We start from the raw sequence: 18,100 nt of genomic DNA, 5'->3' as shown, positions 1-18,100 counted from the left end.
AGTAAGAACCTATTTTGTAGCGTCAATAATTTCCTTGAAGGATTCAACCTTTAAGGATGCACCACCGATTAACGCACCATCGATGTCTTCGCAAGCCATATATTCCTTGATGTTTGTTGGCTTAACAGATCCACCGTATTGAATACGAACTGCTTGAGCAGTTGCTTCATCATATAAGCCCTTCACTGTTTCACGAACTAGCTTGCAGCAAGCTTCAGCTGTATTTACATCAGCACTCTTACCTGTTCCGATAGCCCAGATTGGTTCATAAGCGATAACCATCTTGGATACTTCTTCAGCTGTTAATCCAGCTAAAGAACCAGCTAACTGAGACTTAACAACTTCTTCAGTCTTACCAGCATCGTATTCAGCTTCTGTTTCACCTACACATAAGATAGGTGTGATGTTGTCAGCGAATAATCTCTTGCACTTAGCAGCACAAGCAGCATCTGTTTCGTTGTAATATGTACGTCTTTCGGAGTGACCGATAATGCAGTATGTAATACCGATTTCCTTTAACATTGGTACAGATACTTCACCTGTGTATGCGCCAGAATCCTTTTCATGGCAGTTTTCAGCAGCGATTAATAAGTTCTTAGCAGCCTTAACGCAAACGTCTAAGTCTACGTATGGAGCACCGATACCATAATCAGCGGCTTCTGTGCCTGTTAACACTTCTTCAATACCCTTCATGAACTCAGCAGCTTCAGAAGGTGTCTTGTTCATTTTCCAGTTACCAAAAATTACTGGTTTTCTTGTCATGTTTCTTTTCCTTACTTCTCAGGAATAATAGCGATTCCTGGGAGTTCCTTTCCTTCCATATATTCTAGAGATGCACCACCACCTGTAGAGATGTGGCTGAACTTCTCTGCGAAACCTAAGTTCTTAGCAGCAGAAGCAGAGTCACCACCACCGATGATTGTTGTAGCACCTTCAAGGTTAGCTAATGTTTCGCAGATAGCGATTGTACCCTTAGCAAATCTTTCATCTTCGAATACACCCATTGGTCCATTCCAGAATACTGTCTTAGCACCTACTAATTCATCTTGGAACTTCTTGATTGTTTCAGGACCGATATCTAAGCCCATAAAGCCATCTGGAATTTCTCCAGCAGGTACTGTCTTGATTTCTGTTGGGTTAGAGAAGTCATTTGCTACAACTGTATCTACAGGTAAGAACAACTTTCCTTCACCCTTGTTCATGAACTCATTAGCTAATTCCATCTTGTCAGCTTCTAATAAAGATGTACCAATCTTGCCACCCTTAGCAGCTGAGAATGTATAAGCCATTCCTCCACCGATTAATACCTTATCTGCAATCTTCAATAAATTTTCGATAACACCAATCTTATCAGAAACCTTCGCACCACCTAAGATAGCAACGAATGGTCTTTGTGGATCATTAACTGCCTTACCTAAAACATTAACTTCCTTTTCAACTAAGAAACCTAAAGCTGAAGGAATATGTGTTGGAATACCAACCGTTGATGCGTGAGCTCTGTGTACAGAACCAAATGCATCTTCTACGAATAAATCGCCTAATGAAGCCCAGTATTTACCTAACTCTTCATCATTCTTTGTTTCGCCTTTCTCATAACGAGTGTTCTGCATCAATACGATAGAACCCTCTTTTTGAGCAGCAACCGCTTCTTCAAGTTCAGCACCACGAGTTGCATTTACAAACTTAACAGGTGCACTCTGTAGGGAAGCTAAGCAATCCGCAACGATAGACATGTCGTTCTTTGCATAGTCCTCATCAGTCTTAATCTTACCTAAGTGGCTCAAAAGTAATACTTTTGCTCCATTTTCTGTAAGATAATTAATTGTTGGCAATGCTGCACGAACACGATTATCATCAGTGATTACATTTCCCTTGTGTGGAACGTTGAAGTCAACACGAACAATGACGTGTTTTCCTTTAACATCTAAGTCTTTTACAGTAACTTTAGACATTTGAATTATCCTCCTATGTACTGCAGAAATTATAACACTTGCGAGCCAAACTTGAAAATGAAGAAACGCAAATAATGAGGGTTTTAAGACATTTTTTAAAGATTATCAAAAAGTAAGCGTTTCCAAAATTTCCGTAAAATTTATTTTGTGTAAAAAATAACAAATGGTCTAATCAAACTTTCTGATTAGACCTCTTTTTTCTTTAAAAATTTATTCCCAATTACCATTCCAAGACCCATTATAACTACATAAATTCCTGCAAAAGACATAATGCCCCAGCCAGCAAATAGATTGAGACTAACCGGAATGAATAGTACTATCACTAAACCTAAAATCAACCAATCAAAACCTTGTACTCTTCCATATAACAATCCACCTATAAGAAATACAATTGGATTCACGATTAATAGACCAAAGAAGAAAATCGCACGATCTAATGCCATATAAGAAAATATAAGATACAAGCCTACTATTAAAGTAATCGCTATTGCTCTATTTTTTAACTTATTCATATTGTTCCTTTAATCTAGTCGAATATACTCTTTCAAGTCCTCAAAACTTCCATGTAATTCATGCTCAATATCAATCTCTTTTGGATTGATTAAGCAATCTGTAACGTAAAAGATATCCAAACCTAACTGCTTTACAACACCATCTTCATCAATATCATTACCAACCATAAGGCATTCACTACCGTCTAAACCTAATGTATCTAATATCTCTTGATAATATAATAGACTAGGTTTGCATGAATGACTATTTTCATAAGTAGTAACTAACTCAAAATCACTTGGTTCTAGTCCTGCCCAACGAATTCTTTCTTCAGTAGCGATTCTTGGAAATACAGGATTCGTTGCAAGCACAACCCTATATCCCTGCTGCTTTGCATACTGAACAATCTCTTTTGCAAGTGGTTGGAAACCACAAGTACTCTGCACTTTCGGGAAATCTTCCCGATAGAACTCATCAAATTTTGCACGGTCATTTCGTGTTTTTTCATCCCCATACACTTCCGCAAAGCACTTCCAAAATAAATCCTCATTTGTTAGTGTTCCATCATTTTTTATAACAGCTGTAATACCAGTCCAAATCGTATGGATTAACTCATCTGGTTTATATCCAAACTGCGCCATTCTCTTTGCCATTAATCCAAAATATGTTTTCACAAATATATCCTGATCCATTGGTAATAATGTACCATCGAGGTCAAATAGTATTGCTTTCTTCATGCCAAGTACCAACTTTCTAATATTATTTTAATCATTTTCACATTTTATTACCAATCAACATAAAAAGACAGATATTCTCTGCCTTTTTAATCGGATATTCTATAAATCACTTAATCCCAGTTACAAATTGAGTAATACAACTGTTCATACTGATTTGCGCTTTGTTCCCAACTAACGTCAGTATTCATCGCACTCTTCACTAAGCCCTTCCAGCCAGTCTTATTGTTGTAGTACTGCTCTAATGCATAACGTAATGTATACATCATGTCATTAGGATTTGCTGCCCAGAAACTAAAGCCATTACCTTCGCCTGTATATTGGTTATATGGATGAACAGTATCCTTTAGACCACCAGTTTCACGTACGATTGGAAGCGTGCCATAATGCATGGCAATTAACTGACCAATTCCACATGGTTCATAGATGGAAGGCATAAAGAACATATCACAACCTGCATAGATTAGGTGTGCAAGATCTTCGTTATAACCGCAATAGTATACTGCTCTACCTTTATATTCTGACTCTAACCACTTAAATGCATTCTCTGCGTTAGCTTCACCTGTACCAAGCACAACAAACTGAACATTCTGGTCCATAATCTCACGTAACTTCTCTGTGACCATGTACATGCCCTTTTGTTCTGTTAGTCGAGATACGATACCGATAAGCGCAACATCGCTCTTCACCTCTAAGCCAAGTGTTTCCTGTAGAGCCTTCTTGTTTTCCTTCTTACCAGACACATAGTTTCTGATATCAAAATTCTTTGCGATATGTATATCTGTCTTTGGATCCCAAGCTACAGTATCAATGCCGTTTACGATACCCCAAAGATCTCCACGACGATAACGCAGTACAGAATCCATACGTTCACCATAGGTTTGTGTCAAAATCTCTTCAGCATATGTTGGAGATACTGTTGTAATCTTATCTGCGTATACAATCGCAGCCTTCATAAAGCTGATACCTGTATCAAATTTAATGGAACCATTATCGAAGTAACTGTAATCAAGCCCTAGGCAACTCTCCATCATTTCGACACCAAAGTTACCTTGGAATGCTAAGTTGTGGATTGTATAGACATGCTTAATCTGTTGATAACGATAATCATCTGCATAGCATGCATGTGCTATTAATGGCATCATACCAGTCTGCCAATCATTTTCATGAATAATATTTGGCCACCAATTAATGAAATAAATCATATCTAATACAGCACGTTGGAAGAAGGCAAATCTTTCGCCATCATCTTCATAGCCATATAGTCCATCTCTTTCAAAATATCCTTGGTGTTCAACGAAGTAATATACAACTCCATCTACATCACAACGATAGAAAGTGGCTGGTTGATCAATCCATCCAGAACGAACTTGAATTGTACCAAGTCTTTCTAACTTATCATAATGTTTTTCAATAATCTTTTTGTACAAAGGCAAAACTACACGTACATCATGACCACGCTTCGCTAATGTTCTTGGCAAACTACCGATAACATCAGCTAGACCTCCCGTTTTAATAAATGGTAAGCCTTCTCCTGCCACAAACAATACTGATCTGCTCATTGAATACTCCTCGCTTCCTAGATGCAATCTCTACGTTTTACGTAAATAAGATTATCTTCTGTTCCAACAAGTTCTTTTACCTTATGGATTGTCGCGTACTTATCAACGATGACATGATCCAGGTGAACGCCATCACCAATAACCGCACCCGGTAAAACAATACTATTTTCAATTACAGCATCTTTACCAATCTTTACGTTTCTACTGATAATTGAATTCTTAACTGTACCATCTACTTCACAACCATTCGCAACTACGCTTGCACTAACATCTGAATCCTTTGTAAACAAGGATGGACTAGAGTTATTTGTATGTGTATAGATTGGCCAATTGGACTTAAATAAGTTAAAGGCAACCTTGTAATCCTTCAACAACATATTAATACGATAGTATTCTTTTTGATTGTTGATACATGCAACAAATCCCTTAACTGCATATCCACGAATATCTACTTCGTTTACTACTTCACGTAATACATCCTTAAACCAATATAGTGATGAAATTTCAGCACCAGTCTTTACTAATGTAATAAACAAGTCTTTTCTCATTACATATGCTTCTAAGGAAACAGAGCGTGTCTTGTACTTTCCACGGTTCTTATCGATAGAAAGAACTCTCTTATCCTTATCCATTGTGAATGTATCGCATCCATGGAATGCTGTCTTAGCATCAGATGTATTCGTATAGAGTGCTGTAATATCTGCACCACTTTCAATATGTGTATCTAATACTTCGCTAAAGTCAATATTATAGATAAAGTAGCTTGGTGCGATGACAACATATGGGTTCTTATCTTTCTCAATGTACTGCATGTTCAAGATATAGTTTGCAATATCATGATTATATACTGGTGATGAGAATGTCTTTTCACCAAATAAGATACGTAACTTACCACGCTTAGAGTTAATGTTGTAATGACGACCATCTCCTAAGTGTTCAATTAAGTTACGAGGTTTTTCTTTACAGTAAACCTGAACACTATCAATACCAGAGTTTGTCATATTACTGAGAATAAAGTCGATAATACGATATCTTCCCATAAACGCTGTTGCTGGAACAGGTCTGAAATCACCAAGTCCCTCAATATTTACGGAACTGTCTTCAAATGAAATAATACCTAAAGCTTTCATGATTTCTCCCCCTACTCCATAACATCCTTGGCAATCAATTCAATATGATCGCTATCTGCTGAGCCTAAGACAACACCCGGTCCAATCTCCACATTATCCGCGACAATGCAACGTGTAATCTTCGCACCTGCACCAATCTTAGCACCTGTTAAGATGACAGAATCTTGTATATTAGCACCTTCATCAATAAAGGAATTTGTACCTAATACCGAATTCTTAACCTGTCCTAATACAACAGTCCCCTGTGTAATATAGCTATTATGTACAACCGCATTTTCACCAATAAATTGTGGTAATGCATTGATATCTTCTGTATAAATCTTCCAATCAGGGTCACCTAAGTTGAGTGTATTGTCATTATTCAACAGATCCATATTGGATTCCCAAAGTGAATCAATTGTTCCAACGTCTTTCCAATATCCCTTAAAGCGGTATGCCGCAAGAACTTTATTATCATCTAAGTATGCAGGAATGATATCCTTACCAAAGTCATGTGAGGAATTTTCATTCTTGTCATCTTCAAGCAAGTATTTACGCAATGTCTTATATGTAAAAATATAAATACCCATTGAAGCTAAGTTACTCTTTGGATGTGCAGGCTTCTCTTCAAACTCTTGAATCATGTCGTTTTTATCACAGTTCATGATACCGAATCTAGAAGCTTCTTTTAGTGGTACCTGTAATACGGCAATTGTCGCATCAGCACCTTTTGCGATATGATGTTTTAACATCTTTTCATAGTTCATCTTATAGATATGGTCACCTGATAAAATCAGTACATATTCTGGTGCCATACTATCTAAGAAGTCAATATTCTGTGTAATTGCATCTGCTGTACCACGATATACTTCAAAACCCTTCTGATCTCTTTCACGTGGTGGAAGTACGAATACACCACCATCGTTTGTATCAAGACCCCAGAACTGGTCCTTTGCAACATAAGCATTTAATAAAACTGATTCATATTGTGTTAAAACACCTACTGTGTTAATACCTGAATTTGCACAATTACTCAGTGGAAAATCGATAATTCTATACTTTCCTCCAAAATGCACCGCAGGCTTTGCGACCTTCTTTGTTAAGTCATGCAGACGGCTTCCACGGCCACCGGCAAGAATCATCGCAACCATTGCATTAGATCTCATAAAGTCCTCCTTATTAAAACTATGGATACGCTTACATTATAAACTAATATTGATAATCAGAACATTACCAATCCGCAAAATAAATAGATTTTTACTCATTTTTTTGGTGAATTTATCAAATATATTTAATCTGCCAATCAATTCCCTTACGATGATTATTTTCCAGAAATTCATTGGCTTTCTTGAAGTGATCACAGCCGAAAAAGCCATTGTATGCAGACAGAGGTGATGGATGTGCAGCCTCCAGTACAAGATGCTTCGTTTTATCAATCATGCATGCTTTATTTCTAGCTGCTCTTCCCCACAATAAGAAGACTACCGGCTCCTCTTTTTCATTGATTTTTTGAATCACATGGTCCGTGAACGTTTCCCATCCCATGCCAGCATGACTCTGTGGATGAGAATCTTCTACAGTCATCACTGTATTCAATAGGAATACGCCTTGTTTTGCCCATGGCACAAGATATCCGTTGTTTGGAATTGGATAGCCATATTCTGCTTGTAATTCTTTGTACATATTCAAAAGACTTGGTGGTATCTTTACACCTGGATTTACAGAAAAACACAAACCATGAGCTTGTCCTTTTTGGTGATATGGATCTTGGCCAAGAATAACTACCTTGATATCCTTATAATCACAATGATGAAAGGCAGAGAAAACTTGTTGTTTTGGTGGATAAATCTCTTTTGTTTCATAGGCATTCTTTAAAAAGTCAGATAGCTTCAAGAAGTATTCTTTCTTCCACTCTTGATGCAACCATTCTGTCCATTGATTATCCATTTTAATATGTACTCCTCTTATATAAAAAATCATACCACTTCGGTATGATTTTTTACTAGTTTATTGATAGTTATTTTCTTTTTTCTTACGGATAAATACAACAACTAAAATTAATACTGTAGCTGCCAACGATACCCAAAGACCAATCTTACCTGGATTGATAAATGGCTTGTTAGAAGTAGATGTTGTAGCACTTACACCACTAGCTTCAAGATACTTTTCTAAGTCCTTTTGTACGATATCAAATGGACGATCACCATGTGTTAATAACATACGGTTGAATTCTACTACATCAAACTTTCTTCCAAGTGCAGCTTTCGCCTGATCACGGAAGTGAAGGTAATATGTTAGACCTATACCATAAGGAACAATAGAAGCTGGTTCTTGTGTTACAGCCGCAATAACATTGGATGCTGCTGCCGCATTTAATCCTAATGATTCATAGTACTTTCCTAACTTCTTCTCATCCCATCCCATACCATTTACTAAGAAATCAGCCTGTGCAGGTAAGATGTAGTTAAGGTTTGTATTGATACGATTTTCTTCCTTTGCACCATCATTTAACTCAGAATATGCCCAAGCAACATCTTCACAGTACATTGCCCAACCTTCTGTATAACCAATATTGCTGAGCTGTGTACGTAATGGATTTGGATTTGTATTCAAATACCAAGTAATCTGGAATAAGTGTCCAGGGAAACCTTCGTGTGCTAAAGTAGTAAACATTTCATTCGTTGAATTTACGTTAGCACCATTAATCTTGATAACGTTATTTACGATGTCATCGATTGGTGGCTGCATGTAATATGCAACAATCGCATCATTAGCAACAGATGGATCTAAGTAACTTGCTGTAAATGTTACTTCAGGACCTTCAGGGAATTCCTGTAATTGTCCTTGTAATGTTTTTAAAATCTCTGTTGGATCTTTTTCTGGTAATGTTTCTTCTAAGTTATCAGACTTCTTAGCGTTCAAGTATAAACTTCTAGCTTCATCAATTAACTTCTTTAACTGCTCATCTGTTAATTCAAATAACTCTTGTAAAGAAGCAGATGAACTAGACTTAGAGCGTAATAATGCTGCGTAGTATTCTTTTCCATCTGGCAAGTCATATAAGCTTAAAGATGTACGAGTTCCACGGAATGTTTCAAGTTCTTGCGCAAGTTTCTGATATTCAGGAATATATGTATTTAAGATAAAGTCACGATTTTTTTCTTTATATGCAACACGTTGTTCCTCTGTCAAACCTTCAAACTTATCAATATTTTGATTAAAAATTTGAATAAGTGGATTGTTATCAGTCTTCGCAACAAACTTTGCTATACCATCTAATGTGCTATCCAAAGCAGCGTCTGTCATGAAGTATCCGTTTGCTACCTGTGTACGAGTGACTTCTAATGCTCCTTCAATATATGCTGGAACACTCTCTAATACTGATAGATAGTCGTCAATATCTTCTTGCTTATAGAAAATAAACTCTGTAAAGTTTGTAATCAGATTGCTTTGAATACCACGGTTTGGTAAGAACTGGAAATCAAACATTGGATAGTTTAATAACTCACGAGTACTTTCTAAGTAATACTTATATGTATCGTAGTCATGTTGTTGTACATCAGACAATGTATCATAATCAAACTGTTCTAATGCCTTTAAACTCTTTTCAACCTTTGCAATACTCTCTGAGTTATCAATCGTAGGTGGTTCACCAATCGTTGGTTCTGGCTTTGTAATACCATATTTCTCATAATCCTTTAATGCGAAATGTAGTGATATATAATCACTCTCCATCAGTTCGATGAACTCATCTTTCATAAACTGATCAAAATCCGCATTTGTTTCTTCTGCATGTACAGGTGAAATTACACAAAGAAGTGCCATGGCAATTAAGCCAAGTAAAAACTTTCTTATCTTCATTTATTCATTCTCCTTGTTCCTTAGTATAACAGAAGTATGCTTTTTGAGAAATATTACGATTTATATTCTGTTCCACCCCATTCAACAACTGTAAATCCATTACGTTCTACACTGTCTAACTTCTGGGGTTGAATCGTTATTGATTCTTTCAATGGTTTCCATGCCATCATGACACGAATGACTGTATCTGGCTTTGGAGAAATGTCGAGTGCCGCATGATTTGTATAGTTTTCATTCTGAAAGGAAATTAAGTTATATGCATTATCCTGCATGTGAGGTAACCAATAGATAATAAACTCATTTCTCTCACGATCATTTAGTCCTAGTTTGGTAAGTGCTTCTTCTAAGAAAGCCTCTGTTTCAGACCCCTTCACAACAAAACCAGTCGAAAAATCTGGAGTATAGTTTACAACACCTTCCCAGAATAAGCAGTAATATGAATTCTTATTATCTAATGCATGTAATGTTCCATCCGGTTCTGCCACAACTTTCCAGCCATCATTATACTTTGGATAAGTTGCAGTAAATTTCCCATCGAGATTTACTTTTACATCTACCTCAGTTGTATTCTCTGGATATAGATAAATAACAGGCTTCTCAGTAGGTGGTTCCCAGAATAGTTTACACCCTGTCATAAAAATAATCGTACACGTAAGAAATACCTTTTTCAGTTTATTCATATCTATTTCTCCTGATTTACAAGAAAGGTCTGAGCGAACTCAGACCTTAGCTTATTTATTCTAATTACTTACTTTTTTGTATCAGCTAGTAATGTATCAGCAGATAACTTACCGAATACTACTGTATCTACTACAGCGTTACCACCTAAACGGTTAGCACCGTGGATACCACCAACTACTTCACCAGCAGCGTATAAGCCCTTGATTACTTCGCCCTTTTCATTGAGTACGCGTGCTTCTGGGTCAATTGTTACACCACCCATTGTATGGTGAACGCAAGCCTGACGAGGAGTTGCAACCCATGGTCCCTTTTCAAGTTTTGTGGAGTATAGAGTTCTTCCGAATTCATCGTTTCCACTTTCAACGCTCTTGTTGAATTCATCTACAGTTGCCTGTAATGTTGCAGGATCCATGTCTAACTTCTTAGCGAGTTCTTCTAATGTATCCGCGTAAACAATGAAACCATTCTTTTCTAGATATTCAAATGTAAATCCGTCACCACTTCTCCATGATGGATCTTTAATATCTTTATAACCAGCACCATCGCCACTTTCAAGGATATAGAACATCTTATCTGTTTGATTTAGAACGCCACCGCAAATCTGGTCACGACGACCGTCTTCACGAACGAAACGCTTACCTTCCTTATTGATGAAGATAATCTGGTCTGTACCATTAACATCACGTGCTGGGAACTTAGAAATCTGACCGTCAACTAAGTTACCTAAATATAGAAGCTGTAATTGTTCCATATCTGTTAATGAAGCACCAATATCCTTAGCCATTGTGATACCATCACCCTGTGATGCTGAGAAACGGTTTGTTGTACCTGTCTTAGAAAGATCTGGCCACTTACCTGTTGTGTTGTATTCTTGAACCATCTTAGCGTTAGCGCCGAAACCACCAGTTGCTAATACGACACCGTCTTTACCAGTAACTGTAATTTCTTTGCCTGTGTGGTTATCTGTAGCCTTAACTGCCTTAACTTGGTTATTATCAACTACAAGCTTAGTAGCTGTTGTTTCTGTTAATAATGTAACCTTATCGCCATACTTTTCAAGCATATCAGCATATACGGAGATAAAGCCTGTACCCATCTTCATTGTAGATGTGTGTGTACGTTGCCATAGAGAACCAGCACCCTGAGAAATCTTATCCTGGAATTCCATACCCATGGATTCGATCCATTCATAGCCACCAAATGCGTTGTAGCATAATGCCTTAACTAAATCTAAGTTAGCAACCTTATCACCATTGATCCAAGTCTGTAATGCATACCATTCCTTGGAGTCGAATAAGTCTGTTCTACCTGCAGCCTTGTATGCATCCCACTGAGCTTGAACTTCTGCTTGTAATGCTGCATGTTGTTCATTAATTGGTGTTTCAGCTAAAGCCTTCTCAATAGTAGTCTTAACTGCATCACTCATTTCAGCATGTTGCTGTAATGCTGGATCTGGTGCATTATAAATAGCACCACAAACTAATGTATCACCACCGACTTCACCGGCTTTTTCGATAATTGCTACGCTCTTACCACCTTGTAAGAGTTCAACAGCACTTGCAAGACCAGCACCGCCGCCACCTACTACGACAACGTCTGCTTCAACGTCTTTTCTTTCTTCGTATGTTGCGTCCTTCTTAAATGCATCTGGATCGCCACCTGCTTGTTTGATAGCGTCCTTAACAGCAGTCTTAATAGCTCCTGATGTAATTGTTGCACCAGTTACGTTATCTACCGATAAACTTTGATACTTAACGATTTCTTCTGGAATTAATTGAACAGGTGCTACACCCCCAGTTGTAACAACCTTTCCAGCCTTGTCAACAAGTTCTCCACCGATACCAGGTGTTTCAGCGTGAGAAGTAACCTTGACTGACTTGATTTCGTTTTCTGTTACTTCAACTTCTACAGTGACGTCGTCATTCATACCAGTAGCTGAAGCTGTGTATGTTCCGGCTTTCATCTTTGCGGAAGTTGTTGTTTCAGTTGCCTTGTTACAGCCAATTAACGATCCGGCTAAAACAAGAGTAACTAAAGAAATACTCAACTTTTTCATTATGTTTTTCCCTCCATATGATGATTTTATGATAAACCATTTTTTCACAAATTAACACCCCCTTTAACAAATTAATTTTTGTTTTTATTCTCACTTGTAATTTTTTATTACTTAATGTTTCTTTATTGCCATGTAGATTCCAACACCAGCAAGAACTGCAAATGATAGTGAAAAAAATCAACATGTATAAACAGGTTGATTTTTACCTGCATGTATCTTAGCCATCTCTAGTTTATGTTCAGCCATCGGCATTGCTTGGCGAAATGTCTATATTCCAGAAAGTGAGAGCACAAGCAACGAGGCATATATACCAAAAAATAGTTTATGCATTAAACAAATAAAATCAAACTATACTTCAATCTTTTCTAAAAAAGGGTATCTTAGTCACTAGTTATGATGACATAGATATCCTTTTTTTGTATATGATTGACCCACAACTAATTTTGCTTAAGTATTCCGAAAGATTCAGACCACGTGTTATTTACGCGCTAATTTACAGGATTGGCTTCTCATTGACATCAAACATTCAAGCATACAATAGGAAACAGAAAAAATAATAAATACAATGTTACTCTTCAGACAAAAAGACAATACCGTAGAGAATCACTCTTTGGAATTGTCTTTTATCAAAACTATCCCCTCTACGGGATTTTATTGCATGTTTTTTGAAACCCCATGCTATTTTAAATTACCTTTTTAATAAAGTGTAAGAAAAGAGAATTCCCAATATTTGAAAATTCTCTTCAATTTTTTAAGCAGATTTAACTCTCTTCTTTAATACAATTACACCAATGACTATTGTAGAGAGAAGTACACCTGTATACATCCAGATATTTGTATTATCTGATGTCTTTGGAGTAACTTTTTGTGGGGTTGGGTTCTTTGTTGTGTTAGTTATGTAATGATTAATGCCATCATCTACATCGGCATGGTTCTCAATTACCTGACCATCTACATTATTATCAACCTTGACATTGAATTGGAATGTTACACTGTCTCCAGCATCTAAATCAACTTTCTGCCAACGTAGTGTTTTTGTTGACGGATCATAAACACCAGCTTCGTTTGCTGTTCCATCTACATATTGTGTATGCATAGGGATCATATCACTAACAGCCACAGTACGCTTTTCACCAGTTGTATTCTGATAGGTGATTGTATAAGTTAAAATCTGTCCAGCCTTTACAGGTTGATTATTAATACTTCTATCTAATCTTCCTTCTTCATGAACATCTTTTGTCGGTGGTGTTGGAGTAGGATTCTTTGTTGTATTTGTTGTAAATGTATTGTCACCAGATTTAACCGTCGCGGTATTTTCTATCACAGCACCATTTACATCTTCATTTACTTTAACCTTGAAACGGAATACAACTTCCGCATCAGCAGCCAATGCATTCTTTTGTAAAGTTAATGTTCTTGTTATTGCATCATATGAACCTGCAGGAGAAGCAGAACCATCTACATACGTTGTATTTTCAGGGATAATATCTGTCATGGTTACATCACGTTGTGATGTCGTTGTATTTTTATATTTGATGGAATATTCTAATTCATCCCCTGGTTTAACAGGTTTATTATCAATACTTGTTGTTGGATCTGCAGCGAATGCTACATCTTTAACTGGTGATTCATAAGGTTCAATCACCCATACACCAATAAAGTGTGCATCCTTATTATTGATTACTTCTTGCTGCTTATCATATCCTCTAAATACCCAGTTTCCTTCAGGTACACTCACTTTTGTGACATTTCCTTTTGGAGTATCTGGAGTGACTGTAGTGCCATTAGGAATATTATGAACATCATCTGGTAATAAAACCTTCACTTCAGTTGGTAGTTCTTTTCCAGGAGTGCCACTAATATATTCATGAGTCTTGTTGTAGAGAACCTTAGTTTCCACCTCGTTAGAAGGTGTAATTACATTATCAACTGTTTGCGTTACTTTGTTTTTAATTACAGTTCCGTTATCTACAATCTTTTCATTTGTCTTAACTTTGAAGACAATCTCAAACTTCTTGCCACTATTCGCTTTTCCTAAGTGCTTTTTATCAATATGAATAGTTACTTTCTGCCCATTCTTTTCAACAGTATAATCATCATTTTCTGTCAAAGTCTGTCCAGCAAGTTTTACAGTAGCACTCTGGAAATCCAATCTTTCATCAAATTCATCGGTCATGCTCATTTTACTGAAAGAACCAATGATATTTTTACCTGCAGTAGGGATTGTATATTCTGTTGTATATATGAGTTCTTCCCCAATTTTAGCAGGAACTTCTGCTTTATCTACTTGCTTTGTAGGTTCTGGAGCTTTTGCTTCCGCAAAGAAGCCAAATAGTCCACCACAAATTGCTGTTGTTGTATATTCAAAATGCATCTTGTTGTCTGTTGAACGTACTGCAAATCCAGATGCGTTGTACTCAGCATCTCCACTTGTTCCTCTACCATCTGATGGTTCCCAAGTTGTTTTATCTCCATTGGTTGTACGTGTAAGATAGTTAGCATTATTCATAACAATCTTATCCACAGAATTATTCATATCATAGATTGAGAATGTTTCTTTACGACTACCTTTAACGACATCGATATCTGATGGCAACATAACCATCTTAATGTCACATGGAGTACCGTCCTGATATTTAAATTCTGTAGTTACATCCGCATCAAATGCATATGCACCTTCCAAATTATGCGTAATATTTGGATGTGTTGGATAGATGTAATCCATAATCTGAATAGACTTTGTACCCCAATTTTCATCAACTGTTAAAAATGGGAGAACTGTCTTATTTGGATCGTTATACTCACTATTTCTCGCAAGGAGAGCTGTATTTACTTTATTGATAGTCACAAAAACATCTACATTCTTCCCATACAAAGTACCTGCATTGGAGAATTTCAATTTAAGTGGTTCATTGAATGTTTCTGCAGTATTATTTTTATCAACCTTCAATGAAAATACTGTTGCCTGTTTCCATGTTCCATTTGGATCAACAATATCTTTCACGACTGAGGATGATTGTGAAATAATCTCCATGTTTTCTTGTGTGAGTGAGAACTGGTACAACTCTAGTTTTGATAAATCTGTATCATCCTTCACCTCATCAAGCGCAGCCACGTGTAATGTAGAAATTGATGATATTGCCAGTAACATGGTTATTATTGCTACCTGTAAATATTTCCATAGCTTCTTTAACATCTTACCCCTCCAAACTAAATATATAATCTATATTATTATAATTCATTTACTAAGAAAATTTCTCTATTTTTGTAAAAATCAAAAAGAAAGAATGTATATTTCTATATCATTCTGTCTTTCATTATACATATTTTATTCTGATATTACATTAGATTGTATTTTCATTAATGTAGAAACTGTCTGTTCAGAAATATTCTGCATCATTGCATTAAATCGATTAAAGCCCTCTTCACGATATGCATCGATCGGTTTCACATTTGCATAACTACGTAAGCGTACACTTGTTTTCAAATGTTCCATCACATCCACATGATGAATCCACTCACGATCAAGAATCTGTAGGAATATAAACTTCACCATACTTTGTAGTTCTTCTTGTGGAAGCTCTGCGGTCTTTGTATGGTATACATCCATGATTGCGTCAGTAATCTCTTCTTGTGATCCTCTATGGATTGCTTCCGCATACTGCATACCATCAATTCCCATGCCATTCAGGTACTCTGCAAGTTTTTGCTTTGCATCATTCTTGTTAGGAATCTGATAATATTCGTCAATTGCAGAAGATACATTCTCTTTGATAAGCTCACGAACAAGTGGTTCCATATCTTCAAGATCGAGCACCTTATCTCTTTGGTCATAAATTAGATGGCGTTGTGTCATTAATACATCGTCATACTCTAATGTATTCTTACGTGTATCAAAGTGTAAACCCTCAGCACGTTCTTGTGTGCGGTCAATCAGTGCTCTCATCTTATTGATATTTTCCTTATCATGTTCGAAGCGCTCAATCAAACCTTCACTTTCGTCTGTATGATATTCCACAATTAAATCATCATCCATCGAACAGTAGAATCTTGAAAATCCTGGATCACCTTGTCGACCAGAACGTCCACGTAACTGATTATCAATACGCTTTGCTTCATGGCGTTCACTACCAAGTACCGCAAGGCCACCTAGTTCTTTGACACCATCACCTAGCTTAATATCTGTACCACGTCCAGCCATATTTGTCGCAACTGTTACCGCAAACTTCTGACCAGCCTTTGCAATAATCTCCGCTTCATTCTCATCATTTTTTGCATTTAGAACATGATGAGGAATATTCTGCTTCTTTAACATTTCGCTGAGTGCTTCGTTAATACCAATAGATAAAGTACCGATTAATACTGGCTGACCCTTTTCATACAGTTCTTTTGTATGTGCAACGATAGCTTCATATTTCTCATGTCTATCTTTAAATACCAAATCCGGTTCGTCAATACGAGCTACTGGTCTGTTTGTAGGTACTTCATATACCCGCATATTGTAGGTATTTAAGAATTCATTTTCTTCTGTTTTTGCTGTACCTGTCATGCCGCTTAACAAATCATATAAACGGAAAAAGTTCTGATATGTAATCGTTGCAAGCGTAATTGTTTCTTGTTTGATACCAACATTTTCTTTAGCTTGAATAGCCTGATGTAATCCATCGCTAAATTCACGTCCTGTCATCTTTCTACCAGTAAACTGGTCAACAAGAATAATTTCATCATCCCCTACAACATATTCAACATCTCTTGTCATTAGATAATTTGCACGCATTGCATTTTGAATATAGTGCACTATGCTTGCATGTTTACCATTATAGATGTTCTCGATGCCAAAGGCACGGTCAGCTTTCTTTAAACCAGCCTCCGTTAATACAACGGTACGATCTTCGCGGTCAATTTCAAAATCGATATCTCTCTTACAACTCTTCGCAAAACGATCTGCTTGAATATACTGTTGATCCAAGACCGGTCCTGGACCACTGATGATTAATGGTGTTCTAGCTTCATCGATTAAGATAGAATCAACCTCATCCAATACTGCATAATGTAAACCGCGTAATACACGCTGTTCCTTACGCATGACCATGTTATCTCTTAGATAATCAAATCCAAGTTCTGAGTTTGTTGTATATGTAATATCACAAGCATATGCCTGTCTCTTTTCACTTTCAGAAAGAGAATGTAAGTTACATCCAACCGTTAGGCCAAGGAAAGTATAAACGCGACCCATCCACTCCGCATCACGCTTTGCTAGATATTCATTGACTGTTACAACATGTGCACCCTTACCTGCTAAGGCATGTAAGTAAATTGGCATAACTGCTGTTAATGTCTTACCTTCACCAGTCTTCATTTCCGCAATATCACCCTCATGTAGTAGGACACCACCTAATACCTGAACACGATACGGGAATTCATTTAATACACGCTTTGCTGCTTCACGAGCATTCGCAAAAGCATCAGGCAGTACATCTTTTAAAGATGTTCCTGCCTGTATTTTTTCTTGTAGCTGTCTTGTTACTTCACGTAATTCATCATCTGTTTTCTGCGCATATGTTTCTTCCAATTTCAAAACTTTATCTGCGAGTACTTCAGCTTGATGAAAATGTCTTTTTTCACTATCGAATAGATTTCCAAATAATCCCAT

The 18,100-nt window shown here is 36.9% G+C and carries 13 protein-coding genes; all 13 read right to left on the bottom strand.

The window, feature by feature from the left end; translation table 11 throughout:
- Positions 1-9 precede the first annotated feature (9 nt).
- The 13 genes from tpiA to secA all read right to left on the bottom strand — a co-directional run bounded on the left by tpiA (position 10) and on the right by secA (position 18,100).
- Positions 10-762 (bottom strand): triose-phosphate isomerase, encoded by a 753-nt coding sequence (gene tpiA, locus RYK16_RS04925; RefSeq protein WP_294019895.1) that lies wholly within the window; start codon positions 760-762, stop codon positions 10-12.
- Between the two features lie 11 nt (positions 763-773).
- A complete protein-coding gene (locus tag RYK16_RS04920; protein WP_314851178.1) occupies positions 774-1,952 on the bottom strand; it encodes a phosphoglycerate kinase in 1,179 nt (392 codons plus the stop codon).
- 185 nt (positions 1,953-2,137) lie between these two features.
- A complete protein-coding gene (locus tag RYK16_RS04915) occupies positions 2,138-2,464 on the bottom strand; it encodes a hypothetical protein (protein ID WP_314851176.1) in 327 nt (108 codons plus the stop codon).
- 9 nt (positions 2,465-2,473) lie between these two features.
- The gene (locus RYK16_RS04910; protein ID WP_314851174.1) at positions 2,474-3,181 is read right to left on the bottom strand and encodes an HAD family hydrolase; all 708 of its coding nucleotides are present in this window, start codon (positions 3,179-3,181) and stop codon (positions 2,474-2,476) included.
- A 110-nt stretch (positions 3,182-3,291) separates the two neighbouring features.
- A complete protein-coding gene (gene glgA, locus RYK16_RS04905) occupies positions 3,292-4,740 on the bottom strand; it encodes a glycogen synthase GlgA (RefSeq protein ID WP_314851173.1) in 1,449 nt (482 codons plus the stop codon).
- A 17-nt stretch (positions 4,741-4,757) separates the two neighbouring features.
- Positions 4,758-5,870 (bottom strand): glucose-1-phosphate adenylyltransferase subunit GlgD, encoded by a 1,113-nt coding sequence (glgD, locus tag RYK16_RS04900; RefSeq protein ID WP_314851171.1) that lies wholly within the window; start codon positions 5,868-5,870, stop codon positions 4,758-4,760.
- Positions 5,871-5,881: 11 nt separating this feature from the next.
- The gene (locus RYK16_RS04895; RefSeq protein WP_314851169.1) at positions 5,882-7,015 is read right to left on the bottom strand and encodes a glucose-1-phosphate adenylyltransferase; all 1,134 of its coding nucleotides are present in this window, start codon (positions 7,013-7,015) and stop codon (positions 5,882-5,884) included.
- A 115-nt stretch (positions 7,016-7,130) separates the two neighbouring features.
- Complete coding sequence (ung, locus tag RYK16_RS04890; protein ID WP_314851168.1) at positions 7,131-7,796, bottom strand: uracil-DNA glycosylase; 666 nt, start codon at positions 7,794-7,796, stop codon at positions 7,131-7,133.
- A gap of 60 nt (positions 7,797-7,856) precedes the next feature.
- A complete protein-coding gene (locus tag RYK16_RS04885) occupies positions 7,857-9,710 on the bottom strand; it encodes a DUF885 domain-containing protein (protein WP_314851166.1) in 1,854 nt (617 codons plus the stop codon).
- A 53-nt stretch (positions 9,711-9,763) separates the two neighbouring features.
- A complete protein-coding gene (locus RYK16_RS04880; protein WP_314851165.1) occupies positions 9,764-10,390 on the bottom strand; it encodes a hypothetical protein in 627 nt (208 codons plus the stop codon).
- 68 nt (positions 10,391-10,458) lie between these two features.
- Entirely contained in the window at positions 10,459-12,447 is a 1,989-nt protein-coding gene (locus RYK16_RS04875; protein WP_314851163.1) for an FAD-dependent oxidoreductase, read from the bottom strand.
- Positions 12,448-13,198: 751 nt separating this feature from the next.
- On the bottom strand, positions 13,199-15,643 hold the full coding sequence (locus tag RYK16_RS04870; protein ID WP_314851161.1) for an Sgo0707 family adhesin: 2,445 nt from the start codon (positions 15,641-15,643) through the stop codon (positions 13,199-13,201).
- Positions 15,644-15,775: 132 nt separating this feature from the next.
- Positions 15,776-18,100 (bottom strand): preprotein translocase subunit SecA, encoded by a 2,325-nt coding sequence (gene secA, locus RYK16_RS04865; protein WP_314851159.1) that lies wholly within the window; start codon positions 18,098-18,100, stop codon positions 15,776-15,778.

The sequence above is a fragment of the uncultured Solobacterium sp. genome (genome assembly GCF_963550625.1).
Taxonomy (GTDB): Bacteria; Bacillota_I; Bacilli_A; order Erysipelotrichales; family Erysipelotrichaceae; genus Bulleidia.
The sequence above is the reverse complement of the archived record's forward strand: the minus strand, read 5'-3'. Positions and strand labels throughout refer to the sequence as shown.